This window comes from Blochmannia endosymbiont of Camponotus modoc (genome assembly GCF_023585785.1).
In the GTDB taxonomy this organism is placed as follows: Bacteria; Pseudomonadota; Gammaproteobacteria; order Enterobacterales; family Enterobacteriaceae; genus Blochmanniella.
On sequence record NZ_CP097765.1, the window covers coordinates 707,784 to 734,184 of the forward strand.

Genomic DNA, 26,401 nt, shown 5'->3' on the forward strand with positions numbered 1-26,401 from the left:
TTGTGTGGTGTAATATTTTTTTTATTTTACAATCTGAATGTATGAAATAGAAGATGTAGATACGATATGGATGCGCCATGCTATTGCATTAGCTGCCCATGCTGAAATTATTGGAGAAATATCAGTAGGAGCTGTTTTAATTCAAAATGGTAAACTTATAAGTTACGGTTGGAATTCTTCTATTATATGCCATGATCCAAGTGCTCATGCAGAAATTGTAGCATTACGTACAGGGGGGAAAATTTTGGGCAATTATCGATTATTAGGTACTACTCTTTATGTTACTCTGGAACCATGTATGATGTGTATTGGCGCGATAATTCATGCTCGTGTTTATCGATTAGTTTGTGGTGCTAAAAACAGTAAAACGGGACAAAGATCATGGCTAAAAAATACACTCCACCATCCAATGAATAATCATCATGTATTTTTAACAACTGGGGTATTAGAGAAAGAATGTGCTTATCAATTGAATAAATTTTTTAAACGTCAACGTCAAACCTGATATCATCAAAGAATATCAATAAAATTGATAATATAAACCAACCTTATATTTGTTTAAACTACACATAAAAACCTATAGGAGAATATCGTAACAAAAAAAGATATAGACCATATCTTACTTAACAAGTAAGTGTTAATTTCATTAAAATAAATGTAATATACTCATATTTATATTTTTATATTTTATATATCATTAATAAAATTGTTATTAAAAGTAATTATTGCTTCATTTCAATTAAAATAGATTGATGTATTTTTACGTATACAATATATTTTTTTATTTAGATAAGATAAGAGGTTATATATGTCCATATGTACAAATTATGATATTGAATTGTGGAAAATAATACAACAAGAAACTATTAGACAAGAGGAACACATTGAATTAATAGCATCTGAAAATTATGTTAGCCCTCAAGTTATGAAAGTACAAGGCTCTCAACTTACTAATAAATACGCTGAAGGCTATCCAGGTAAACGTTATTATGGTGGATGCGAATATGTTGACATGATTGAACAATTAGGTATTAATCGTGCAAAAAAATTATTTTCTGCAGACTATGCAAATATACAACCACATTCTGGATCACAAGCTAATTTTTCTGTTTATAATGCCTTACTACACCCCGGTGATACAATTTTAAGTATGCATCTAAATCATGGAGGACATTTAACGCATGGCTCACAAGTAAACTTTTCAGGAAAATTATATAATGCTGTATTTTATGGGGTTGACGAAAATGGTTGTATTAATTATGAAAAAATATATCATTTAGCTGTAAAACATCAACCGAAAATGATCGTAGGGGGGTTTTCTGCGTATTCTGGTATTATAAATTGGTCTAAAATGCGCCAGATTGCAGATGCTGTTCAAGCATATCTATTTATTGACATGGCTCATATTGCAGGATTAGTTGCTGCGGGTGTATATCCAAATCCGTTACCACACGCACATGTAGTGACTGCTACTACTCATAAAACATTAGCAGGACCCAGAGGTGGTTTAATTTTAGCTAGCGGAGGTAATGATGTATTATACAAGAAATTAGATGCTTCAGTTTTTCCTGGTTCTCAAGGAGGTCCTTTGATGCATGTTATTGCAGCTAAAGCAATTGCTTTAAAAGAAGCCATGGATCCATCTTTTAAGGTATATCAACAAAAAATTGTTCAAAATGCTAAGATAATGGTTAAAGAATTTACATTACGCGAATTCCAGATTATCTCTGGAATGACTCATAATCATCTTTTTTTATTAGATTTAAGAAATAAAAATATCACTGGGAAAGATGCCAGTACAGCTTTAGAACGAGCTAATATTATTGTTAATAAAAATAGCATACCAAATGATTTTAGAAGTCCTTTTATTACCTCTGGTATACGTATTGGTACGCCAGCAATAACTAGACGTAATTTTAATGAAAACGATGTACGAAAACTATCTCATTGGATCTGTGATATATTAAATCATATCGATAACAATGAAATTATTTTTTCCATAAAAACCAAAGTTTTACGTATTTGTTCTCAGTATCCCATATATAATAATAAAAGTTATTAAAATAATATTACTGTAATAAATTATATCTAGAATAGAAAAATACAAATTTGTTCTTTCGAGATACAGAAACTTATTAATATCTTATTGAGGCAGATATTTAAATAATTTGTATAATTGATAAAATAGTCCGGATTATTCTCACATTACCCGCAATTATATTTCCAGACAGTAAATAATTGTCGGTTCCGGTAAAATCTATAATTAAACCTCCCGATTCACGAATTATTAAAAAACCACTAGCTAATTTATTAGTGTAGTTATTTTTTTTAAAAAAAATAGAAACACACCCATCTACACGTCCAACAGCAACATAGGCTAAATCTAAAATAGTTGATCCAGTATAACGAAAATATGCGCATTTATTACTAAACTTACTTAGTAGATTAATAGTCATATGTTGCTGTTCATAAGAACAAGATATAGCAATAATAGCCCTATGTAAACTTTTAGCAGTACCCACACGAATCCGATAACCATTAAGATGAGCTCCTTTTCCACGGCAAGCACTAAATAACTCATTATGTATAGGATCATATATTACTCCTATTTCGATATGGCCTTTAATAAATACGGAAATAGATAAAGCAAAAAAAGGAAACTGCTTAATAAAATTAATATCATTATCTATAGCTCCAATTATCCAGAAAACGCTTTCTTTGCAACTCACATCATTAATATCACGGGCATTCCATGTATTAATAACAGTATGTAGCGGATAAAATTTTCGAATAATTGCCGTAATAATGTAATATGACTCTTTATTGATTTTAGAAATAAGATTATTTATATGATTTGACTGTACACTATTTTTATCAAACAATTCATATTGTTTAACGACAAAGTTCCCCGCCCTTCTTATAGCTTGAATAGCAATATTAAGCATCGGATGCATAAAGTATTCATCCAGTAATTCTCATTAAATGAAAAATAGAACATATCAAAACCTGCCCACATATTATAAAACTATATTTTTTTAAATAACACAGATATTGTATTATAATTGAACTCACCACGTAATACATGTGTTCTTAACATACATAATCACTAAAAATACCTTCAATCTCATGTTATAAATAAAACATTCATTTTCATTACAAATATATGTAGGATATACGATACAGATCCGTTCATAGATTTATTATTTCTGTGAAAATAATAAATTGCATTACAATGAAAGATCGAATTCTTTAAAAATTAATTAAAAAAGTATTTTGTATGGACATGTTGATAAACAGTGATACACAATATAACAATCCACTATTATTTAATATATTTTTTAAAAAAAACTGCATTATTTTCACTAAAAATATTTTTTTATAAATAGTTAATTTTTATTACTACAAATAATACCAATACTTACAATCATTTGTTATGGTCAAATTTTTATTACAACATTACATACGAAAAGTATTGTACATAATTGAAATAACGCTTTACTATCGATTTAATATACACTGCTTACAGCATATATTATAAATATGATGTATCGTTAACATGTATTTATATAACCTCAATTAAACGTTTACAGAGATAAAAATATAAAATAGGTTTCAATATTTTATATAGTAACAAATAATAATATCATATAAAATGAATGTTTTGACGTAAAATATAAATCAATCCTAAGAATAAATATATTTTAGAGCATTTAATTTAATATATTATACAAATAGCGCTGATTTTATAATTTTTATATTTTATACATCAAAATAAGTTTTTGATTTTTGGAGTATGTTAGATGAAGTTACCAATATATTTTGACTATGCTGCTACTACTCCCGTAGATCCCAGAGTAGTAGAAAAAATGATACAATATTTTACCCTAGACGGAATATTTGGTAACCCGTCTTCTCGTTCTCATTATTATGGATGGAAAGCAGAGGAAGCGATAGATTTAGCGCGTAAACAAATTGCTCAGTTGATAGGTGCTGAATCACGTGAAATCATTTTTACTTCAGGAGCTACTGAATCAGTAAATTTAGCTATTAAAGGAATAGCTCAATCTTATCGCAAAAAAGGAAAGCATATTATTACCAGCATGACGGAACACAAATCAGTTTTAGATACTTGTCAATATCTTGAGAATAAAGGGTTTGAAATTACCCGTATAACTCCACAACCCAATGGTTTAATCGCTTTCGAACAAATTAGTAACGCACTACGTGATGATACAATTTTATTATCTATTATGCATGTAAATAATGAAATCGGTGTAATCCAAGACATCAAAAAAATTGGTGAATTATGTCGTCTACATGACATAATATTTCATGTAGACGCAACCCAAAGCGTTGGTAAATTACATATTGATCTATCTGATTTACCGGTGGATTTAATGTCTTTCAACGGCCATAAACTATATGGCCCGAAAGGTATAGGTGGTTTGTACATACGACAACATAGGTATCCAAAACTCCATATTACTGCTCAAATGCATGGAGGAGGACATGAATACGGTATGCGTTCTGGTACATTGCCAGTCCATCAAATAGTTGGTATGGCTGAAGCATATCGTTTAGCTAGAGAAACAATGACGACAGAAATGATTTATTTAAAAAAAATGAGAGATCGTCTATGGCAAGGATTACAACAAATTGAAGGAGTATTAATTAATGGCGATTTAGAGTATAGTATAGGCACATTGTTGAATATTAGTTTTAGTAATATTGACGGCGAAACACTAATTATAGCATTAAAAGATTTTGCATTATCTTCTGGATCTGCTTGTACCTCTGGCACTTTAAATCCATCACATGTATTGCAGGCTTTAGGAAGAAATAATGAACTAGCATATAATTCAATCAGATTTTCTCTAGGGCGTTTCACAACTGAAGAAGAAATAGAGTACGCTATCCATCATATAGCTGCTACTGTTATGAAATTAAATGCTATGATACATTTATTATAATTTTACAATAAAAAATAAATTAATTTATTTTTCATATATGAAGTTTATGACGATAATCAGTATATCTATAAAAAAATCCAAGAAATTTTATTAATATCATTCGAAATAATAAATAAAAAATAATTATTAAAAAGAATATTTTTTTGTAGATTAGGTTTCATCTCTTATTTTTTAATATTTTTATTATTAAGTTTTCCACATAATTAATTTCTATGTAACCATTTTTACGTATTTGTTTTAATGTTAAAAATTTAAGATATTGCATTAATGTTATTCGTAAACGGTAAGGATTTTATTATCAATCAACACTCGGATCATATAATTAAGATCGATAAAAATATTTTATTTCACAATAAAATACAAATATGGATATTTCTACTTGTCTGTTTTGTGTTTATTCTGAGTTTAATTTGTAGTTTTTGAATCGTTGTAGATTTCAAAAGCATTAAATAATATAAACAATATTATCTGTAATAATTATTGTTTTTATATTTATTTCCTATACAATTATATTAATAAAGACTAATAGGAGTTTTTATGGTTTGTAAAGAAAATACGCTGTCAATCATAAAACCAGATGCCGTTGCTAAAAACATAATCGGATCTATAATTAGTAGATTCGAGGCTGCTGGTCTTATTATTGTGGGAGCTAAACTATTACAATTAACATATATACAAGCTTCCGAATTTTATTTTGAACATCAAAAAAAATATTTTTTTGACAGTTTAATAAATTTTATGATTTCTGGACCAGTATTTGTACAAATACTGGAAGGTAATAATTCGATACAACGTAATAGAGAAATTATGGGAGCCACTGATCCAGCGAATGCGTTAGCAGGTACCATTAGATCCGATTATGGTTATAATTATACTAAAAATGCCATTCATGGATCAGATTCTAAAAAATCTGCTATACGTGAAATTTCTTATTTCTTTGATATATAAAAACATGCGGATACATTACCTGTTATCCATAAAAGTAATCATTTTAGCTGCGCAAAAAAACGGTTTTGATTAATGAATTAGTTTATCAAAAAAATATTAACGTAAAATATAGATCAATTTAAAGTTGAAAAAATAGTGGTAATGTAGTCAATTGCTATTGAGCTCGTGCTCATAGAGCATTGCTATTGATCAACTTTCGTAAAAATGGATCTTGAGAAATATATTTTTATGTATACAAAAAAAGTTAATTTACTTAACATGAACAAAGAAGAATTACTAATTTTTTTTGATAAATTAGGTGAAAAACCTTTCCGTTCTCATCAAGTAATGAGATGGATCTATCATTACTATTGTGACGATTTTAATTACATGACAAATTTAAGCAAGTCTCTAAAAATCAAATTGAAGCAAATAGCAGAAATCCGTGCTCCAATAATTATAAAAGAACAACTATCTTCAGATGGAACAATCAAATGGGCTATGAAAATTGATGAACAACAAATCGAAACAGTTTATATTCCTGAAAATAAAAGAACCACTTTGTGCGTTTCATCACAAATTGGATGCCCTTTAGGATGTAGTTTTTGTGGAACTGCGCAGCAGGGATTTAACAGAAATCTGAATGTATCAGAGATAATTGGTCAAGTTTGGAGAGCAGCACAACTTATTAATCTCAATAAAAAAATGAAAATAAAAAATAGATTTCCTATTACCAATATAGTATTTATGGGTATGGGAGAGCCATTGTTAAATATTGTTAATGTTGTATCGGCGATCAGAATTATATTAGATGACCTTGGTTTTAAATTATCAAAACGACGTGTTACGCTCTCAACTGCCGGAATTGTACCAGGCATAGAAAAATTAAAAAATATGATTGACGTACCGTTAGCTATATCTCTACATGCTCCAAATGATACCATTAGAAATAAGATTATGCCAATTAATAAAAAGTACAATATTAATAGCGTATTAGAAGCAGCACGTAGGTATTCGAGAGACACTAAATCTAATCACGGTAGAGTAACAATAGAGTATGTATTGTTAAAAAATATTAATGACGACGTCCTGCATGCCCATCAATTAGCAAAACAACTTCAAGGTATTCCGTGTAAAATTAACTTGATCCCATGGAACCCAATTCCGAATATACGATATGCATGTAGCTCACAGATTCGTATGCATGCATTTCTTAAAGTTTTATTAAAATATAATATAATAACCATCATACGCAAAATAAGAGGAGCGGATATTAGTGCTGCCTGCGGACAATTAACAGGAGAAGTAATTAACCGTATAAAATTACAATATAACTCATTATAAAACAATATCATTGTATTTAATACTATATAAAATTAATAAGACAAAATTTTTAAAAAAAGGGATCATAAATGCAATATAACAATTACGCATATTTACTGTGTATCCTAAAATTATAAAAATTATGATTCCTATTATAAATATAATTAAATCTCTTAATTGATATAATCAATAAATTTAAACAAATATATTTATTGTTTAAAAACATGAAAATATAGGAGATTATATGAATAATATTACGAACATTGTTCGTCGAAAATCTACACGTATTTATATTGGCAATGTTCCTATTGGAGATGGCGCTCCTATTGCGGTACAATCCATGGTAAATACTCGTACTACAAATATTGTAGAAACAGTTACTCAAATTAACGCCCTAAAAAAAGCAGGGGTAGATATTGTCCGAATATCGATACCTACTATGGATGCGGCTGAAGCTTTCAAAATAATTAAACGAAAAGTAATTAATATTCCATTAGTAGCAGATATTCATTTTGATTATCGAATTGCATTGAAAGTAGCTGAGTACGGAGCAGATTGCTTGCGTATCAATCCTGGTAACATCGGGAACAATAAACGTATTCGATCTGTAGTGCATTGTGCTCAAGATAAAAATATATCTATTCGTATTGGTGTAAATTCTGGATCTCTTGAGCGTGATTTACAAAAAAAGTATGACGGAAATCCAACAGAACATGTATTATTAGAATCAGCAATGAGACACGTAGATATTTTAGATAAATTAAACTTTCATCAATTTAAAGTTAGCGTTAAATCTTCTGATGTGCTAATAACAATACAAGCCTACCGCGCATTAGCATCAAAAATAGATCAACCATTACATATAGGCCTTACTGAAGCCGGAGCTTTACGTAATGGGACAGTAAAATCTGCAATGGCTGTAGGTTTCTTATTAAACGAAGGCATCGGGGATACAATACGTATATCATTAGCTACAGACCCTATAGAAGAAGTTAAGGTGGCATTTGATATTTTAAGAGCTTTGAAAATTCGTGCTCATGGTATTAATTTTATAGCTTGTCCAGGATGTGCGCGACAAGAATTTAACGTAATCAATGTAGTTAATGCGTTAGAAGAAAAAGTAAGTGATATTACAACGCCTATGGATGTATCTATTATTGGATGTGTGGTTAACGGACCAGGAGAAGCATTAAAATCAACCATTGGTGTTGCCGGTGCACGTAATAAAAGTGGTATATATGAAGATGGTATACGACAACAAAAACGCTGCGATAATATATCAATAGTTGAAGAATTAGAACGTCGTATTCGAGCTAAATCTAAATTATTAAATCAAAATAACCCACGACACTGCCCTATCACATATCATAAATAATCGAAGATTACAAATGCTTAAATATGATAAAAATATCCAATCTATCCGCGGTATGCATGATTATTTGCCGAAAGATACGATTCTATGGCAATACATAGAAAATATACTTATAACTATATTAAACAGTTACGGATACAAGGAGATTAGATTTCCTATTATTGAAGACACAAATTTATTCAAACGTTCAATCGGAGAAGTAACAGATGTAATAGAAAAAGAAATGTATAATTTTACTGATCGTAACGGTAATAATTTAACGTTACGTCCAGAGGGAACATCTGGATGCGTTCGAGCAGGTATTAAGCATGGTCTGTTTTATCACCAAGAACAACGTCTGTGGTATATTGGTCCGATGTTTCGCTATGAACGTCCTCAAAAAGGACGCTATAGACAATTTCATCAATTTAGTGCTGAAGCTTTTGGTCAAATAGGACCCGACATAGATGCTGAGTTAATTTTAATTACTGCTCGTTGTTGGAAAGAATTAGGAATTAATCATCATTTATCTTTAGAATTAAATTCAATTGGCTCTTTATCATCTAGAATAAATTATCGTAAAAAATTAATAACTTTTTTAGAAAAAAATTTAAACAACTTGGACAACAATGCTCTACGACGTTTATACTCTAATCCATTGCGCATCTTAGATACCAAAAATGCTAAAACTAAAGAATTACTACTTAATGCGCCTATATTAAGCGATCACTTAGATGATGATTCACGTGTTCATTTTTCCGAATTATGTCAATTATTAAATCTCTTAGGAGTGTCGTACAGGGTTAATCCGTATCTAGTACGCGGTTTAGATTATTATAACAAAACCGTTTTTGAATGGGTTACTGATAGTTTAGGAGTAAAAAAAACTATTTGTGCTGGTGGTCGTTACGATGAATTAGTCCAAGAATTAGGAGGGTATTCAGTACCTGCGATAGGATTTTCCATAGGATTAGAACGTGTAATATTATTAATGCAAGAAATTAACAATATTACCATTTTAAATAAAAATATATATATTGATGTATATTTAATTAGTATAGGAGATAATTCTCGAAAACACGCAATGTTATTATCTGAAAATATTCGCTCAACATTACCATCGCTTCGATTAATGGTACATCATGGAGGAGGTGACATAAAAAAACAATTTTATTGTGCTAATAAACATAAACCACAAATCATATTAATCATGAACGAAAAGAATGTTCTTGAAAAAACGATTATTTTAAAAAATTTACAATCAAAAACTCAAGAAATATTAAAACATGATGCAGTTTCCGAAAGATTAAAAAATATACTACATATTACATGCAATTCTACTTGATAATAAGTGATCACAAAAATGATATGAATTTTTCTATAAAATAAAATATCATTAATATTTAACGCATCTTAATAGATTTGAAGAATATACATGAAATTAAAATTATGACGATACAGATGAAAACTATTTAAACATTAATCTATTTATACTTATTTATACATACGTGCAAAAGATAAAAATCTAATCTTTCAGCAATCAATGAGGGCTATTTGCTGGCATTTGTAGTGATTATAATTATACTTTAACCATTCAATAATTACTCAAAACAGAAATAACTTTATTGTGTTATTTAAGACTAATATTATGTATGTTTATTTATATACAACCACTTATTTATGGATAATTAAATAATGCTACCTATCATCACGCTAATTGGGCAAAAAAATGTAGGTAAATCTACTTTATTCAATAAATTAACACATACACATGATGCTTTAATATCTACTTATCCAGGATTAACGCGAGATCGACAATATGGTTATTTTCAATGCAAACAATTTAAATCTATTCTTATTGATACTGGGGGTATTGATAAATTTTGTAGTACAAAAACAAAAAATATTCAAAGTTATGTAACCTATCAAACAACTCTCGCAATGCAAGAAGCTGATATTCTATTATTTGTTATGGATAGACACTCTGTAGGAACATCTATAAATTATGATATTTTTAATTTTCTAAAAAAAATAAAAAAAAACATATTTGTTGTCATTAATAAAATTGATAACATCCCACATCATATACATACCACGATGTGGGATTATTGTTCTTTTGGTATAAAAAATATTATCTTTATTTCAGCGATTCATGGGCATGGAATTGATAATTTATTAGAAAATATATCTTCATTAATTTCAAAAAATATATTTTTTTACAAAAATAAAATACCTGAAAGTAATATAAATAACACTATTTATCAAAACCACATCATTAATCCGTCATTTAATAAAGTAGATTCTGCTATCGCAATAGCTGTTGTAGGACGTCCTAATTCCGGTAAATCTACTTTTGTCAATCATATTTTAGGAGAAACTCGTATGATTGCTTGTAACACACCAGGAACTACTCGAAATTGCGTTCATACGCCTACAATATATGACAAACAAAAATACATATTGATTGATACAGCAGGCGTACAAAAAAGCAAAAGAATAGATAATGTAGCGGAGCAAATTTCTATTCTAAAAACATTTCAAATTATTAAGACCGCGCACATCCTATTATTCATAGGAGATGCAAATATTGGGATATCTGACCAAGATTTACATTTGTTACGATTTATCCTAAATAATGGTAAAACATTAATAATCGTTATTAACAAATGGGATTTGATATCTCCAGATTTGCGTGATACAATTAAAAAAAATTTATACGAAAAAATTAATTTTATTAGTTTTGCTCAAATACATTTTATTTCGGCATTGTACGGAAACGGAATTAAAACATTATTTCAAACAATCAAAGCAACAAACTTGCGGGCTCGTTATACAAAAACCATCAATACCGCACATTTAATTCGAACATTGCACGCTGCAATCGCTAAATGTCCACCTCCATTTTTACAAGGTAAAAGAATTAAACCCAAATATATTCATGTCGGACAACATGAACCATTGACTCTGATTATTCATGGCACTCACGTCAGCAAATTACCTGATGATTATAAACGATATCTAAAAAAACATTTTTATCGTATGTTAAACATCACAGGTATTTTATTACACATTCAATTTAAAGATAATATTAATCCATTTATTAACAAATAAAAATATGTCATATTAACACACACAGATGCAACGAAAACAACTGACATTTATATAGAATTATAGAATTGAAAAAAAATCAGCAAACATATTGAGCTTTAACGATCTATTGCTTCTATATAATTTAATTTCAAAGCATTACAAGTATATTGTCTAATTTTATTTACTAATATAAGATCACCATTTAAACTCTTAGTATATGACGGGATCATATCTATAAGTTTATTTTTCCACACATCACTATTAATTTTATTATTAAACATTGTATCCAAAAGTTGCAATATTATTGAAACTACAGTAGATGCTCCCGGAGATGCGCCAAGAAGTGCCGATAAAGTACCATCACTAGAATTAACTACCTCTGTTCCAAATTGTAACATACCTCTCTTGTTGCTATTTCTTTTAATAATTTGAACACGTTGTCCTGCTGTTACTAAAGTCCAATCTGACGGGTTAACTGCCGGATAGTATTCCCTAAGCTCATCAATACGGTCCATGTTTGACATAACTAACTGACTGATTAAATACTTAATCAAATCAAAATTATCTATCCCAACTTGCAAAATTGGAATAATATTATGCTTATTTAAAGAATGAAATAAATCTAGCCATGATCCATATTTTAAAAATTTACTGCTGAAAGTTGCAAATGGGCCAAACAACAAAATCTTCTCACCATTCAATATTCTAGTATCTATATGAGGTACTGACATTGGAGGCGTGTTAACAGATGCTTTTCCATACACTTTAGCTAAATGTTGTGCAACTATCTTCGGATTTTTTGTGACTAAAAACTGACCTCCTACCGGAAATCCAGCGTATCCACAAACTTCTGGAACTCCAGAACTTTGCAAAAGACTAAGAGATCTTCCTCCGGCTCCTATAAAAACATAATTTGTACGAATACATTTTTTGTGGTTACACCGTCGATCAATTACATGTACATCCCAAGTTGCATCGTTATTATTCTGTACAGATCTAACATCATGCTGTAAATACATTTTAAAATTTACATTTTTTTTCAATTCATTCAATAATTGTTGAGTAAGTGCTCCAAAATTAACATCTGTACCCATCTCCATGCGAGTAGCGGCTATTTTCTGCGATACATTACGTCCGTCAATAATAAGAGGAGCCCACTGACGAATTTGCTGTAAATCTTCCGAATATACCATACCACTAAACAAAACACTATTTAGCAATGCTTGAAAGCGTTTTTTTAAAAAACAAACGTTTTCTTCTCCCCATACAAAACTCATATGCGGTACATTATTAATAAAGGAACTCGGATATTTAAGTACTTTTATTTGTACTAAATATGCCCAAAATTGCCGCGATATTTCAAATGCTTCATTAACAGCAATAGCCTTTGAAATATCAACAGAACAATTTTTATTATTATATTGGGTATAGTTCAGCTCGCAAAATGCTGCATGTCCTGTACCAGCGTTATTCCATACATTAGAGCTTTCCTGTGCTGGCTGATTAAGACGCTCATATATATGAATTCTCCAAGTTGGCTCAAGAATTGTTAAGAACATACCAAAAGTTGCGCTCATAATCCCAGCTCCGATTAGCACCACGTCTGCTGAAGATGTAATTTTAATCAATCGATGTTGTTGATTTATAACAGCAACATTACTCATATAATTACTCAAATAATAGTATACTTAACGTATTTAGTTACCGTAATAAAAACAAAAAACTTTTAATAACATGCAATTTATACACCACACAAAAACCCTTATAATTAGGACCACATCTTAATAAAGAAATAAAAAATAAATTCCAAAAAAACAATTAAAAACAACATTAAATCATATTTTTAACGTTTAATACAAATAACATAATTAAAATAATAATTTTATTTTAACAAAAACTTAACTGTTGACGTTTCATGGATACATAATACACTTACAACTAATACCATATCAATTACACATAACTTTAACAAAATTCTATAATGATTAATTTTTATAAATTGTATTCTAAACTTGATTAATTACATAATTTATGATAGAACTAACACCGTTAGGTGTTAAAGAAATATAATATAACCCACATAATTATAGTCTACAGTGTGCTGTTCCTTGTTCTTCTAGAATTAGTTTGCTGGTGTTCGGGGTTTGGTTTTGGTTTGGTGTCTGTGTTTTAGTGTGCTTTAAATAAAAAAATTTCTTGGTACTGGAAGGTATGGTGATGAAATCGAATTGCCATCGTAGCAGTGTCGCTATTGTAGTTTAGGGTGTACTGATAATTGTAATGTTGACTTTTGTTAAAGAGGCTTTGACTTTTGATGATGTGTTGATCGTTCCGTCTCGTTCGAGAGTACTTCCTGCGGAGACGATTTTAAAAAGTTTTTTGACTAATGCTGTTTCTTTGAACATTCCTATTGTATCATCGGCGATGGATACAGTGACTGAGGCAAGTTTAGCTATTGCTTTAGCGCAAGAAGGCGGGGTGGGTTTTATTCATAAAAATATGTCTTTGGATCAACAGATTAATGAGGTGCGTCGGGTTAAACGTTATGAAAGTGGAATAGTAACAAATCCTCAATGTGTTACTCCTGATACGACTTTACGGCAAGTGAAGGAGTTGACTTCTCGCAATGGATTTGCCGGCTATCCAGTTGTGATGAACACAAATGAGTTAGTTGGAATCGTTACGAGTCGTGATGTTAGGTTTGTCAGTGATTTATCAAATTTTGTTTTTTCTGTTATGACTCCTAAAGAACGTTTGATTACAGTGTTAGAAAAGGAAAATAGAGAAGTAGTATTAAGTAAAATGCATGATAAAAGAGTAGAAAAAATTTTGTTAATTGATGCTTCATTTCGTCTTAAAGGTATGATCACCGCAAAGGATTTTGAAAAAGCAGAACGTAAACCATATGCGTGTAAAGATAATTATGGAAGATTATGTGTTGGAGCTGCTATTGGAGTAGGAAAGGATTATAAAGAGCGTGTTGAAGGATTGGTTGATGCTGGTTTAGATGTATTACTTGTTGACTCTTCTCATGGGCATTCAGAGAGAGTATTAGATTGTATTGCAACAATTCGAAATATGTATCCTAATTTATCAATTATAGGGGGCAATGTTGTTACGAAAGAAGGTGCATTAGGATTAGTCAAATCTGGTGCTAACGCAGTGAAAGTTGGTATTGGACCTGGTTCTATTTGTACAACTCGTATTGTTACTGGTGTAGGGATTCCGCAAATTACAGCTATTTCTGATGTGGCAGAGGCCTTAAAAAATACGAATGTCCCGGTTATTGCAGATGGTGGTATTCGGTTTTCTGGTGACATTGCTAAAGCGATAGCGGCTGGCGCACATTGTGTAATGGTTGGTTCGTTGCTAGCAGGTACAGAGGAATCTCCAGGAGATATAGAATTTTATCAGGGTAGATCTTTTAAGACTTATAGAGGTATGGGTTCTTTAGGGGCTATGTCTCAAGGCTCTGCTGACAGATATTTTCAACAACAGGATCCTGTTATTACTCATAAACTGGTTCCGGAAGGGATAGAAGGACGTGTTCCTTACAAAGGAAAATTAGAGACGATTATACATCAATTGATGGGGGGCTTGCGTTCTTGTATGGGTTTGACGGGCTGCGTTACTATTAATGATTTGAGAACGCAAGCTAGGTTTGTGCGCGTCAGCTATTCGGGCATGCAGGAAAGTCATGTGCACGATGTGATAATAACAAAGGAATCGCCTAATTATCGTTTACGATGATTATTATAGTCAGTTAAGTTTAAGTGTGTATGAATGCATTATTTTTGCAGTTTGTGCGGTGTGGTGCAATGAACGTTGTTGATCATTAATGTGTCGTTGATCAATGATAGATTAATATAAATAATAGAATAATCTATAATGTGAAATGTAACAATTATCGTATTTTAGTGATAGATTTTGGATCTCAATACACTCAGTTGTTGTTGAGAAGAATTCGTGAATTAGGAGTATACTCTGAATCTTGTTCTTGGAACATCAGTGAATCTCAAGTATATGCATTTAATCCTAATGGTATTATTCTTTCTGGAGGTCCTCATAGTGTTATCGATAGTTATTCTCCGTATATTCCTGAATTTGTGTTTCAATTAGGTGTGCCGATATTTGGAATTTGTTATGGTATGCAAATTATGTCGTTTCAATTAGGTGGACGAGTAGAACGTGTTATTGCGCAGCGTGAATTTGGTTGTACTCAAGTAACAATTCTTTCTAAAAGCGTTCTTATAAATGATATCTATGATTATGTTGATGGCGTTACGGGGCGTTTTGCTCTTGATGTATGGATGAGTCACGGGGATGTTGTTACTACTGTTCCCAAAGATTTTACGGTTATTGGTATTAATAAGCATCAACAAGTTGCTATGATGGCTAATGAAAATCGTCATTTATATGGTGTTCAATTTCACCCGGAAGTTACTCATACTAAAAAAGGAAAAAGTATTTTAGAACGTTTTATTACGTGTATTTGTCGCTGTAAATCTTCTTGGAAAATAGCGAATATTATTGATGATATTGTTATGGATACTCGTGTAAAAGTAGGTAATGATAAAGTAGTTCTTGGGTTTTCAGGTGGCATTGATTCCCTTGTTACAGCTTTATTATTACGACGCGCAATTGGTCATCAGTTTATCTGTATTTATATTGATAATGGGTTATTATCAAATTATGAATTTGATCGAATTAAAAATTTTTGTGCTCTAAATTGTAATTTAGATATTATTTATCTGTCGAAAGAACAACGATTTTTCAATGCTTTGATTGGAGTTAACGATCCAGAGAAAAAAAGAAAAATAATTGGTAGAGTTTTTACAGAAGTTTTTGAAGAGCAAATTCGCAATTTAGTAGCTGTAAAATGGTTGGCTCAGGGTACTATATATTCAGATGTTATTGAATCTGGTGTATCTTTATCTTCTTTTAAAAATGTGATTAAATCGCATCATAATGTAGGTGGTTTTTGTGGAATTACGAATATTCAATTACTAGAGCCGATAAGAAATTTATTTAAAGATGAAGTTCGCAGTATTGGATTGGATTTAGGGATACCTTACGATATAGCTTATCGTCATCCATTTCCAGGACCTGGATTAGCTATTAGAATATTAGGTGAAGTAAAAAAAGAATATTGTGATATTTTACGTAGAGTAGATTTGATTTTTATCGAAGAACTTAAGCGTGAACATTTATATTCTAAAATTAGTCAGGCCTTCGCAGTATTTTTACCGACGCATTCAGTAGGAATACAGGGTGATCAGCGTAAGTATAAGTGGGTAATTGCTCTTCGTGCAGTGGAAACTATAGATTTTATGACAGCGCATTGGGCTTATTTATCTTATGATTTTTTAAACAAGGTATCTAATCGTATCGTCAATGAAGTTGAGGAAGTATCTCGTGTGGTGTATGATATTTCCTCAAAACCTCCGGCTACTATTGAATGGGAATAAATGTATTGTATAATATTAATATATTATAGGTTGAATATTTTTGTGTGCTTTTATTGTTTTATGTGACGATAATTTAGATATGTGTTTCCATAGTGGGAGTACTATAATTTACTTACTAAATGTGTATCAATAGTAAAAAATTTATAATAAGACAGGAAGAGTATGTGATGAATGCTGTAAAATTAAATAAGTATGTATGTCATGAGGATTTGTATTTATGTGGATTATTCTGTATTTCTTGCAGAGGTGTTTTCTCTACTTAAAAATAAATAAATATATATATGCATGATAATTATTTCATAGTGTTTAATAAAAGTTAATGTAGTTATTATTGTTTTAATAATTTTTTTAATGGATTTATTGTTTTAATTTTTGAAAATATTTTATTTTTCATTTGAATGAGTGACGAATTATCTCGGAAGTTGATTGACGGTTGGCTAGCGGAGCTAAGATTAAATTTTGCTTTACGTGGTGGACGTAGTGTGTTGACTAAATGCAGGCATGTTGGTCCATTTTACGTGAAAAAGGTTTTTTACTCGGAAAATGATGACATTCCACATGTATATTTGTTACATCCTCCTGGTGGGTTAGTGGGAGGGGACAAATTGGTACTGGATGTTAAATTGGAGTCAGATAGCCGGGTATTATTAACGACCCCTGGTGCTGCTAAATTTTATCGTAGTAACGGTATGTATGCAGAACAGAAACATACGTTTAGGTTAGCACGTAATACTGCTTTAGAATGGGTTCCTCAAAGCAGTATTTTTTTTCCTAAATCTAAAGCAAAAATAGATACTACTTTTATTATAGAACAAGGATCTAGAATTATATCATTTGATATGTTATGTTTTAGAAATTTATCATTAGGAACTTCTATTTATCCAGAGGAAGTAGATATCCATTTGAATATTTGTTTATCTGATTCGATTGGATTACAGGAACGTTTGCGGATTAATGAATCAAATTGTGTTATGAAGTTAGGCGGATTCCGAATAAGTGCTTTACTTTTTGCTGTTCCATCGGATGAAAAAATATTATATGAGGTACGTAAATTAATAACATCAGTTAAACATTTTCAAGTTGGAGGCGCTACATTGTTAGATGAGATTCTTGTAGTACGATTATTAGGTAATGATAATCAGTATTTAAAAAAAATGCTTCATCATATTTGGTATGTTATACGTCCTTTTATAATGGGGAGAAAAGCTATGCTACCTCGTATTTGGCTGACATAAGCTAAGGAAGATCTATGAAGTTATTACCTCGTGAAAAAGATAAATTATTGTTATTTACGGCAGCATTGTTAGCAGAAAAGCGTCGAAATCGCGGGTTAAAATTAAATTATCCAGAAGCGATAGCATTAATTAGCTCTGTAATTTTGGAGGGTGCTCGTGAAGGGAAAAGTGTTGCAGAATTGATGGATATAGGTAAAAACGTATTGACTAGAGATGATGTTATGATAGGAGTGCCTGAAATGATTACTAATGTACAAGTGGAAGCTACTTTTAGTGATGGAACCAAATTAGTAACAGTACATGATCCAATAATTTAATGAATGAAGATACCAATAATATTATGATACCAGGTGAATTCTACATTTCTCATGGAAATATAGAATTGAATGTTGGAAGACAAAAAGTGTTAGTAACCGTTGTAAATACTGGAGATAGACCCATACAGATTGGTTCTCATTTTCATTTTTATGAGGTTAATAGTGCTTTAAAATTTAATCGAGTTATCGCTCGTGGGTTTCGCTTAAATATTCCATCAGGAACAGCAATACGTTTTGAACCAGGACAGTTTAGGACCGTGGAACTTGTAAGATATGCAGGTGCATGTAAAATTTATGGGTTTTGTAAAGCCATTATGGGAAAGTTAGATTAGTTATGTTATTATCTAAACATAATTATGTCTCTCTATTTGGACCAACTATTGGTGATTCTGTGCGATTAGCAGATACTGAATTGTGGATAAGAATAGAAAAAGATTTTACTGTGTATGGGGAAGAAGTAAAATTTGGGGGAGGCAAAGTTATACGAGATGGTATGGGTCAAGGCCAAATGAGTAGTAAAGATTGTGTTGATTTAGTATTGACTAATGCAATAATTATTGATTATTGGGGAATAATAAAAGCAGATATTGGTATCAATAATGGGCGTATATCAGGTATTGGAAAAGCAGGAAATCCGGATGTACAGCCAGATGTGACAATATTTATTGGCCCTGGAACAGAGATAATAGCAGCGGAAGGTAAAATTGTTACAGCTGGAGGAATTGACGCTCATGTTCATTTTATTTGTCCTCAGCAAGTAGAAGAAGCACTGAGTTCTGGAATTACTACATTTATCGGAGGTGGCACTGGACCAGCAACAGGAAGTAATGCAACTACCTGTACTCCAGGTCCTTGGTTTATATCTCGTATGCTACAAGTAGCAGACACCTTGCCTATTAATATTGGGGTTACCGGTAAAGGTAGTGCTTCTTTCCCTGATGCTTTAGAAGAACAAATAATCGCAGGGGCGATTGGTTTAAAGGTGCATGAAGATTGGGGTGCAACTCCTGCTGCTATCGATTGTTGTTTGAATGTGGCTGATCGTTTTGATATTCAGGTTTCTATTCATACTGATACTTTAAATGAATCAGGATTTGTTGAAGATACCTTATCTGCTATCAAAGGCAGAACAGTGCATGCTTATCATACTGAGGGCGCAGGCGGAGGACATTCTCCAGATATTATACGCATGTGTGGATTTACCAATGTGTTACCATCATCTACTAATCCTACTATGCCTTATACTGTTAATACAATAGATGAGCATTTAGATATGATGATGGTTTGTCATAATCTGAATCCTAATCTTCCTGAAGATATGGCATTTTCAGAGTCTAGAATTCGGAGGGAGACAATTGCAGCTGAAGATGTACTACATGATCTTGGAGCTTTATCTATGATTTCTTCTGATTCTCAAGCTATGGGACGAGTTGGAGAAGTGATTTTACGTACTTGGCAGACAGCGCATAAGATGAAACTACAGAGAGGTTCATTATTAGGTGATGCTACTAGATATGATGATAATGTTCGCGTAAAACGGTATGTTGCTAAATATACAATTAATCCGGCGATAACTCATGGAATTTCTCATGAAGTTGGTTCTGTTGAAATAGGAAAATTGGCAGATTTAGTATTATGGTCTCCTGTTTTTTTTGGAGTTAAGCCAGAGTTAATAATTAAAGGCGGTATGATTATCTCTTCTGCTATGGGAGATCCTAATGCTTCTATACCGACTCCTCAACCAGTACATTATCGATTAATGTTTGGAGCACTTGGTAAAGCAAAACATGCTACACGTATGACTTTTGTATCTCAAGTTGCTTATAATTCAGAGTTAACAGATTATTTAAAGTTGGTTAGTTTGATTGGTGAGGTTCGTCATTGCAGAGATATTCAAAAAAAGAATATGATTAATAATTCTTGGCAACCAATTATTGAAGTAGATTCTCAGACTTACCAAGTACGTGCTAATGGAGAATTATTAACTTGTGAGCCCGCATCTGTATTACCAATGTCACAACGTTATTTTCTGTTTTAATATGAAATATAATCACATGTGATATATATATGATGTGGATATTGTTTTTTATTAAATGCTTTGAATAATTTTTTGGTATTGGGATAATAACAGAAATTATTAGTGTTATAATATTCGGTGGTAATGAAGAATTGTATATGTGATTTGTAATGTTTAGTGATCTTTAATGATATTGTATGGAGATAACTGGAAATCCAAATAAATATATTATAAGGATGGATGTTTATGATATAGGTAGAGTTTAATGTTATATTTACACTTATATATTCTTATTAATAAGATTTACAATATAATGTATCGTGGTATGTATTAAGTATATTTAAACAAAATTGCTGATATACTAAAATAAATATTCTTGCGAATAAAGAAACAGAGTTTTTTGTGATTGTTATTTCTGTAATAATTCGAGACTACAATGATATTTATATTAGTAATTTATACATATTATGTAGATTATTATAATTATGTGTGCTGATCACGGTATTAGTTCAGTCTTGTCTTTGATGCAATTGGTTAGTTCTAACTTTCCTGTGGGAGGTTTTTCTTATTCACAAGGTTTAGAGTGGGCGGTAGAATGTAATTGGGTTAATTCTGTAGAAACTTTTTATTCTTGGCAACAACAATGGATTGATGGGCCATTAATTTATTTAGAGTGGCCGATGCTTAAGCGTTGCTACTATTATACTCAAATTAAAGATGAAATGAGTTTTTTTCAATGTGCATTAAGGATATTGTCTTATCGCGATACTCATGAGCTTAGATTAGAAGAACAACAACGCGGAAAAGCGTTGTCGAGAATCATATTGCAATGGTATCCATTTACGGATGGTGGGACTTGGTTATCGGCTTTAGAACATAGTGGCTTAGCATCTATAGCATGGTTAGGGTATATGTGGGATATTTCTTTAGAAAATTTAGCGTTAGGGTATGCCTATAATATGTTGGAATCTGCTACAATGACGGGACTGAAATTAGTGCCTTTTGGGCAAATAACTGCTCAGAAATTATTAAGATCTTTGGTGGAGCGCCTTCCGAATGATTGGAAGAAATCTGATATGATAACAGATCATGAATTGGGCAATGGCTTTCCGTTGCAATCCATAGCATCCTCCTGTCATGAGACACAATATTCACGATTATTTCGTTCCTAAAAGTATTTTATTTTTAATAAAATATACGTATTTAGAATATATTATGTGGATAATCAATTTTTAATTGAGGGAAAATGCATTTTGTTATTAAATCAATATAAACAACCATTTCGTATAGGTGTAGGCGGTCCTGTAGGATCAGGTAAAACCGCATTACTTGAAGTGTTATGTAAAAGAATGAAGGATAGCTATCAATTAGCGGTAGTAACCAATGATATTTATACTAAAGAAGATCAACGTATTTTGATAGATGCAAATGCTTTGTCGGCTGACCGTATTGTTGGAGTAGAAACTGGAGGATGTCCACATACTGCTATTCGTGAAGATGCTTCTATGAATTTATTAGCTGTAGAAGAATTAATATCAAAATTTAATAATTTGGATATTATTTTTATTGAAAGTGGTGGAGATAATTTGAGTGCTACTTTTAGTCCAGAATTGTCAGATTTAAATCTATATGTTATTGATGTAGCTGCAGGTGATAAAATACCGCGAAAAGGTGGACCAGGTATTACACGTTCTGATTTTTTAATAATTAACAAAATTGATTTAGCTGAATATGTGGGAGCATCGTTAGAAATAATGAATCGTGATACAAATATTATGCGTAAAGGTTTACCGTGGTCTTTTACTAATTTAAAAACAGGTTATGGTGTACAATCTGTTGTTGATTTTATTTTGACACAACGATTATCTTTTCGGTAGAACAATATAGTTCATTGAAATTTTTTCGTAATAATGATTTTTTTATGAAAAATAAATGCATGAATTTTTTAAAAATTATATAGATATATATGTTAATTATGTATTTGAAGTAGATGTTTCACATCTACTTATATTTGTGTTTTGTCGTTTTGACGGTCGCTTGATATCAGAACGAGAAATATAAAAATTATTTAATTAAATATTAACTTAATGGACGCGGCGTTTCCGTATGTAACATTCTAGAGCGGTAGTACTATCATAGATAGATTATTGTTTAATTAATGTTATATAGTAGAGTAGGAGGAGTAACAACATTGTTATTATAGGTTTTGTGGTAATTCCAAGCGTTTATAGAAGCGTAGATTAGTCTAGCAAATAATATTGTAAAACTAATTAATAATATCCATTTGGCAACGCGTATTTTTTTCTTTTTTCTTTTCATAAATAACAATAAGAAAATTATTAAAACAACCCCATTGTAACATTTATTGATAAAAAATCACAAATATTCTATGAAATATATATTTTTATTTAATTCTAAAATTATTATTTATTAAAGTATGGAAATGCATTTTCATTGTAAAATGTGTTTTTTTATTTAAAATATTAAATTAAAATTAATAAAAGTTATTTATTTTCGTTTTTGAAGGGATTGATTTTTTTATGGATTTAAAAAATTAATTATTAAATAATTTTTTCGGTTGTTTATTGTATTTATTTTGACGTGAACGATTTTTACGTGAATGAATATATAGAAGTTTTAATTATTGTCAAAATAGCATGAAATATTCATAATCATACTTCTAATTTTTGGTATAGACGTTTTTATATTAGTTTATTTATAGATAAGTACATTGTTATCATAACACACTGTATTTGAATATTTATTTTATTTTTAAACACAAGATAATGATACTATTTGCAATAGTTGTAACGTAAAATGATATCTATTAATTAAATTTAGAAGATTATGTTAAATAATCCTATGTTTACATTTGGTTTGCATTGTATATAGGAGAGTAAATGATTTAATATATTACAAGTGAGTTTTTATTTTATCAATAAAATTCTTCAAATATCAATTTAAATAATATCCCATATTTATTATCTAAATATGGGATATTATTTAAATTGATATTTGAAAGTATAATTGCTCAGTTTTGAGTATTTGCTTTCATGGAGAACAAAATTGATATGAAAATAGTTGAAATTAAACATCCATTAGTACGTCACAAATTAGGATTAATGCGTATTTGTGATATTAGCACTAAACGTTTTAGAGAATTGTCTTCAGAATTAGGCAGTTTATTAACTTATGTAGCTACCGATGACTTAGAAATGGAAATAGTAACTATTAAAGGGTGGTGTGGATTGGTGAAAATTGCGCGTATTAAGGGAAAAAAAATAACAGTGGTACCAATTTTACGCGCTGGATTAGGCATGATGAATGGTGTATTAGAGCATCTTCCAAGCGCACGTATTAGTATAATAGGGATTTATCGTAATGAAATTACTTTTGAGCCGATTCCATATTTTCATAAATTAGTTTCCAATATTCATGAACGTATGGCTATGGTGTTAGATCCTATGTTAGCTACTGGTGGATCAATAATTGCTACTATTGATTTATTAAAGAAATTTGGATGTAATAATATAAAGGTTTTATCGATAGTGGCGGCCCCAGAAGGAATTGAAGCCTTAGAAGAAAAACATCCAGATATTGAATTATATTTAGCTTCTATAGATCAAAAAATTAATAAAAATGGTTACATTATACCAGGATTTGGAGATGCTGGCGATAAAACATTTGGAACTAAATAATATATAATCTTTTATATTAAGAATTTTTTAATTGTTTTAAATCTATTTGCTATATGGATCTTATATTATGGATTTTTCGTCAATAATTAATAATAATATAAAGATGAATGCATATATATATGCATATGCTGTTATCAATGTGATTGATGTTTGTTATTTAGATAACGTAATACGATCTGATCATGATCAATAGGTTTAAAATGTTTAAATACTTGTTCGATAGTACCAGTTTGGTCGATGATGAAACTAATACGATGTATGCCGTTATATGTTTTTCCCATAAACTTTTTTTCTCCCCATACTCCAAATTTCTTGGAAATTTGGCAGTTTTCGTCATAAAGTAAAGTAAAGTTTAGCATTTCTTTTTCAGAGAATTTTAAAAGTTTTTCTGATTTGTCGTTACTAATTCCAATTACCTCTATACCTAATTTTCTGAATGTATCCATATTGTCTCTTAATTTACATGCCTGTATAGTACATCCTGGTGTCATAGCTTTAGGATAGAAATAAATAAGAATTTTTTTTCTTCCTATATACGAATCAATACTAACTAAAACATCATTTTGATCAGGTAAATTAAATTGAGGTACTGTGTCTCCAGGCTGTAATAATGCCATTGTATGCTCCACCAATAATTAATAGTTATATACATATTAGATAACTCACGATTAATTTTAATATTATTTTCAACTTCTGTATAGAAATATACATAAATTATTTAATAAAAAATTTTATGTTTATGTATGGTCATGAAAAATTAGGATTTAATATAAGAAAGCGATTAAACTATTTTTAAAGAATTTTAAATTATAATATTTCAACATATTGTTAACGAAGAATAATTTACTTAATAATTAAAAATATAATGAAAATAATTTTTAATTAATTTAAAATATTAAACGGTAGTAAAAGATAAGCATGTTTATTAATAAATATATATTTTAATATTATTAAAAATGACGGTATTGTTTGTTATATATGAAGAACGATAAATATTTTGTTTGATATTTTTTCCATTTTATTGGGATATTTTTATTGAATAACAATATTTTACAGATTCTGTTTATTGGAGACAATAATTCATGTTTACGGGAAGTATAGTAGCGTTAATTACCCCAATGGATCTAAAGGGTGCTGTAGATCGAATAAGTTTAAAAAAACTTGTTGATCATCATGTAGTTAGTGGTACGTCAGCTATTGTTTCCGTCGGTACAACTGGAGAGATGTCTGGGCTTACACATGAAGAGCATGTTGATGTGGTTATGCGAACCTTAGAGTTTAGCGATGGTAGATTGCCCATTATAGCGGGTACTGGTGCTAATTCAACGGCAGAGGCGATTGAATTAACTAATAAATTTAATGATAGTGATATAGCAGCTTGTTTAAGCGTAACCCCTTATTATAATCGTCCCAATCAAGAAGGATTATTTCAGCATTTTAAGGCTATTTCAGAAAGCACAGAGTTACCTCAGATATTGTATAACGTTCCAGTACGTACTGGTTGCGATATGTTACCGATTACTGTTTCTCGTTTAGCAAAGATAAAAAATATAGTTGGTATTAAAGAGGCGACAGGAAACTTAAATCGAGTAAATCAATTAAAACAGTTAGTTCATGAAGATTTTATTTTGTTGAGCGGAGATGATTTAAGTGCATTAGATTTTATGAAACTTGGGGGAGTTGGAGTAATTTCCGTTACAGCAAATATTGCTGCAAAGGAAATGGCTGAGTTATGTAAGTTAGCAAATGAAAACGATTTTTCAAACGCACAACATATTAACCAGCGCTTGATGCCTGTGCACCAAGCGCTATTTATTGATTCTAATCCTATACCAGTGAAATGGGCTTGCAAAGAATTAGGATTAATATCGCATTATGTTTTGCGTTTGCCTATGACTGTTTTATCTGAAGTACATCGTGATGTGCTAAAAAAAGCTTTAATAGATTCAGGGTTATTTTATGATCGGTCTAATTATAAATAATTATTTGTATAAGGGTTATAATG

The 26,401-nt window shown here is 30.5% G+C and carries 21 protein-coding genes; 18 read left to right on the forward strand and 3 right to left on the reverse strand.

Annotation, left to right across the window (positions count from 1 at the left end; genetic code table 11):
- The first annotated feature begins 37 nt into the window (after positions 1 to 37).
- Entirely contained in the window at positions 38 to 505 is a 468-nt protein-coding gene (gene tadA, locus M9396_RS02985) for a tRNA adenosine(34) deaminase TadA (protein ID WP_250256636.1), read from the forward strand.
- Positions 506 to 808: 303 nt separating this feature from the next.
- Positions 809 to 2,062, forward strand: coding sequence for a serine hydroxymethyltransferase (gene glyA / locus M9396_RS02990; RefSeq protein WP_250256637.1), 1,254 nt, complete (start codon positions 809 to 811; stop codon positions 2,060 to 2,062).
- Between the two features lie 97 nt (positions 2,063 to 2,159).
- Here glyA and M9396_RS02995 read toward each other — a convergent pair whose 3' ends face one another.
- Positions 2,160 to 2,954 (reverse strand): inositol monophosphatase family protein, encoded by a 795-nt coding sequence (locus tag M9396_RS02995; RefSeq protein ID WP_250256638.1) that lies wholly within the window; start codon positions 2,952 to 2,954, stop codon positions 2,160 to 2,162.
- An 846-nt stretch (positions 2,955 to 3,800) separates the two neighbouring features.
- Here M9396_RS02995 and M9396_RS03000 point away from each other — a divergent pair.
- The 6 genes from M9396_RS03000 to der all read left to right on the forward strand — a co-directional run bounded on the left by M9396_RS03000 (position 3,801) and on the right by der (position 11,682).
- A complete protein-coding gene (locus M9396_RS03000) occupies positions 3,801 to 4,970 on the forward strand; it encodes an IscS subfamily cysteine desulfurase (RefSeq protein WP_250241456.1) in 1,170 nt (389 codons plus the stop codon).
- 537 nt (positions 4,971 to 5,507) lie between these two features.
- The gene (ndk, locus tag M9396_RS03005; protein WP_250241452.1) at positions 5,508 to 5,918 is read left to right on the forward strand and encodes a nucleoside-diphosphate kinase; all 411 of its coding nucleotides are present in this window, start codon (positions 5,508 to 5,510) and stop codon (positions 5,916 to 5,918) included.
- A 204-nt stretch (positions 5,919 to 6,122) separates the two neighbouring features.
- A complete protein-coding gene (gene rlmN, locus M9396_RS03010) occupies positions 6,123 to 7,241 on the forward strand; it encodes a dual-specificity RNA methyltransferase RlmN (protein ID WP_250256639.1) in 1,119 nt (372 codons plus the stop codon).
- Positions 7,242 to 7,464: 223 nt separating this feature from the next.
- Positions 7,465 to 8,595: a flavodoxin-dependent (E)-4-hydroxy-3-methylbut-2-enyl-diphosphate synthase gene (gene ispG, locus M9396_RS03015; protein WP_250256640.1), complete on the forward strand. Its 1,131-nt coding sequence runs from the start codon at positions 7,465 to 7,467 to the stop codon at positions 8,593 to 8,595.
- Positions 8,596 to 8,608: 13 nt separating this feature from the next.
- A complete protein-coding gene (gene hisS / locus M9396_RS03020) occupies positions 8,609 to 9,916 on the forward strand; it encodes a histidine--tRNA ligase (protein WP_250241443.1) in 1,308 nt (435 codons plus the stop codon).
- 350 nt (positions 9,917 to 10,266) lie between these two features.
- On the forward strand, positions 10,267 to 11,682 hold the full coding sequence (gene der, locus M9396_RS03025; protein WP_250256641.1) for a ribosome biogenesis GTPase Der: 1,416 nt from the start codon (positions 10,267 to 10,269) through the stop codon (positions 11,680 to 11,682).
- Between the two features lie 95 nt (positions 11,683 to 11,777).
- On the opposite strand, the gene mqo is transcribed toward der, so the two are convergent.
- Complete coding sequence (gene mqo / locus M9396_RS03030) at positions 11,778 to 13,325, reverse strand: malate dehydrogenase (quinone) (protein WP_250241436.1); 1,548 nt, start codon at positions 13,323 to 13,325, stop codon at positions 11,778 to 11,780.
- A gap of 616 nt (positions 13,326 to 13,941) precedes the next feature.
- Between mqo and guaB the strand changes: the two genes are divergently transcribed.
- The 9 genes from guaB to upp all read left to right on the forward strand — a co-directional run bounded on the left by guaB (position 13,942) and on the right by upp (position 24,396).
- Entirely contained in the window at positions 13,942 to 15,411 is a 1,470-nt protein-coding gene (gene guaB, locus M9396_RS03035) for an IMP dehydrogenase (RefSeq protein WP_250256642.1), read from the forward strand.
- A gap of 140 nt (positions 15,412 to 15,551) precedes the next feature.
- Complete coding sequence (gene guaA, locus M9396_RS03040; RefSeq protein WP_250241427.1) at positions 15,552 to 17,129, forward strand: glutamine-hydrolyzing GMP synthase; 1,578 nt, start codon at positions 15,552 to 15,554, stop codon at positions 17,127 to 17,129.
- Positions 17,130 to 17,527: 398 nt separating this feature from the next.
- Positions 17,528 to 18,364 carry an urease accessory protein UreD gene (locus tag M9396_RS03045; protein WP_250256643.1) on the forward strand — a complete coding sequence of 279 codons (837 nt, stop codon included), beginning with the start codon at positions 17,528 to 17,530 and terminating at the stop codon, positions 18,362 to 18,364.
- A 14-nt stretch (positions 18,365 to 18,378) separates the two neighbouring features.
- A complete protein-coding gene (locus tag M9396_RS03050) occupies positions 18,379 to 18,681 on the forward strand; it encodes an urease subunit gamma (protein WP_250256644.1) in 303 nt (100 codons plus the stop codon).
- A 23-nt stretch (positions 18,682 to 18,704) separates the two neighbouring features.
- Positions 18,705 to 19,013, forward strand: coding sequence for an urease subunit beta (locus M9396_RS03055; protein WP_250242470.1), 309 nt, complete (start codon positions 18,705 to 18,707; stop codon positions 19,011 to 19,013).
- 2 nt (positions 19,014 to 19,015) lie between these two features.
- Positions 19,016 to 20,719 carry an urease subunit alpha gene (ureC, locus tag M9396_RS03060; RefSeq protein ID WP_250256645.1) on the forward strand — a complete coding sequence of 568 codons (1,704 nt, stop codon included), beginning with the start codon at positions 19,016 to 19,018 and terminating at the stop codon, positions 20,717 to 20,719.
- A 464-nt stretch (positions 20,720 to 21,183) separates the two neighbouring features.
- Complete coding sequence (locus tag M9396_RS03065; protein WP_250256646.1) at positions 21,184 to 21,870, forward strand: urease accessory protein UreF; 687 nt, start codon at positions 21,184 to 21,186, stop codon at positions 21,868 to 21,870.
- Between the two features lie 81 nt (positions 21,871 to 21,951).
- Positions 21,952 to 22,575, forward strand: a complete 624-nt coding sequence (ureG, locus tag M9396_RS03070) for an urease accessory protein UreG (RefSeq protein ID WP_250241412.1) — start codon at positions 21,952 to 21,954, stop codon at positions 22,573 to 22,575.
- Between the two features lie 1,194 nt (positions 22,576 to 23,769).
- A complete protein-coding gene (upp, locus tag M9396_RS03075; protein ID WP_250242468.1) occupies positions 23,770 to 24,396 on the forward strand; it encodes a uracil phosphoribosyltransferase in 627 nt (208 codons plus the stop codon).
- Between the two features lie 134 nt (positions 24,397 to 24,530).
- Here the strand turns inward: upp and bcp are convergent, their stop codons facing one another.
- Positions 24,531 to 25,013, reverse strand: coding sequence for a thioredoxin-dependent thiol peroxidase (gene bcp, locus M9396_RS03080; protein WP_250256647.1), 483 nt, complete (start codon positions 25,011 to 25,013; stop codon positions 24,531 to 24,533).
- A gap of 465 nt (positions 25,014 to 25,478) precedes the next feature.
- Here bcp and dapA point away from each other — a divergent pair, with 465 nt between their 5' ends.
- A complete protein-coding gene (gene dapA / locus M9396_RS03085) occupies positions 25,479 to 26,378 on the forward strand; it encodes a 4-hydroxy-tetrahydrodipicolinate synthase (protein WP_250256648.1) in 900 nt (299 codons plus the stop codon).
- Positions 26,379 to 26,401: the final 23 nt, after the last annotated feature.

Excerpts from the sequence above, each read along its gene's own strand:
- guaB (WP_250256642.1), top strand. The coding sequence starts at position 13,942 with ATGTTGACTTTTGTTAAAGAGGCTTTGACTTTTGATGATGTGTTGATC.
- M9396_RS03000 (WP_250241456.1), top strand. The coding sequence starts at position 3,801 with ATGAAGTTACCAATATATTTTGACTATGCTGCTACTACTCCCGTAGAT.
- upp (WP_250242468.1), top strand. The coding sequence starts at position 23,770 with ATGAAAATAGTTGAAATTAAACATCCATTAGTACGTCACAAATTAGGA.
- glyA (WP_250256637.1), top strand. The coding sequence starts at position 809 with ATGTCCATATGTACAAATTATGATATTGAATTGTGGAAAATAATACAA.
- hisS (WP_250241443.1), top strand. The coding sequence starts at position 8,609 with ATGCTTAAATATGATAAAAATATCCAATCTATCCGCGGTATGCATGAT.
- M9396_RS02995 (WP_250256638.1), bottom strand. The coding sequence starts at position 2,954 with ATGCATCCGATGCTTAATATTGCTATTCAAGCTATAAGAAGGGCGGGG.
- M9396_RS03055 (WP_250242470.1), top strand. The coding sequence starts at position 18,705 with ATGATACCAGGTGAATTCTACATTTCTCATGGAAATATAGAATTGAAT.
- bcp (WP_250256647.1), bottom strand. The coding sequence starts at position 25,013 with ATGGCATTATTACAGCCTGGAGACACAGTACCTCAATTTAATTTACCT.
- rlmN (WP_250256639.1), top strand. The coding sequence starts at position 6,123 with ATGGATCTTGAGAAATATATTTTTATGTATACAAAAAAAGTTAATTTA.
- der (WP_250256641.1), top strand. The coding sequence starts at position 10,267 with ATGCTACCTATCATCACGCTAATTGGGCAAAAAAATGTAGGTAAATCT.
- dapA (WP_250256648.1), top strand. The coding sequence starts at position 25,479 with ATGTTTACGGGAAGTATAGTAGCGTTAATTACCCCAATGGATCTAAAG.
- M9396_RS03065 (WP_250256646.1), top strand. The coding sequence starts at position 21,184 with ATGTGTGCTGATCACGGTATTAGTTCAGTCTTGTCTTTGATGCAATTG.
- ispG (WP_250256640.1), top strand. The coding sequence starts at position 7,465 with ATGAATAATATTACGAACATTGTTCGTCGAAAATCTACACGTATTTAT.
- mqo (WP_250241436.1), bottom strand. The coding sequence starts at position 13,325 with ATGAGTAATGTTGCTGTTATAAATCAACAACATCGATTGATTAAAATT.
- M9396_RS03050 (WP_250256644.1), top strand. The coding sequence starts at position 18,379 with ATGAAGTTATTACCTCGTGAAAAAGATAAATTATTGTTATTTACGGCA.
- ndk (WP_250241452.1), top strand. The coding sequence starts at position 5,508 with ATGGTTTGTAAAGAAAATACGCTGTCAATCATAAAACCAGATGCCGTT.
- M9396_RS03045 (WP_250256643.1), top strand. The coding sequence starts at position 17,528 with ATGAGTGACGAATTATCTCGGAAGTTGATTGACGGTTGGCTAGCGGAG.
- ureC (WP_250256645.1), top strand. The coding sequence starts at position 19,016 with ATGTTATTATCTAAACATAATTATGTCTCTCTATTTGGACCAACTATT.
- tadA (WP_250256636.1), top strand. The coding sequence starts at position 38 with ATGTATGAAATAGAAGATGTAGATACGATATGGATGCGCCATGCTATT.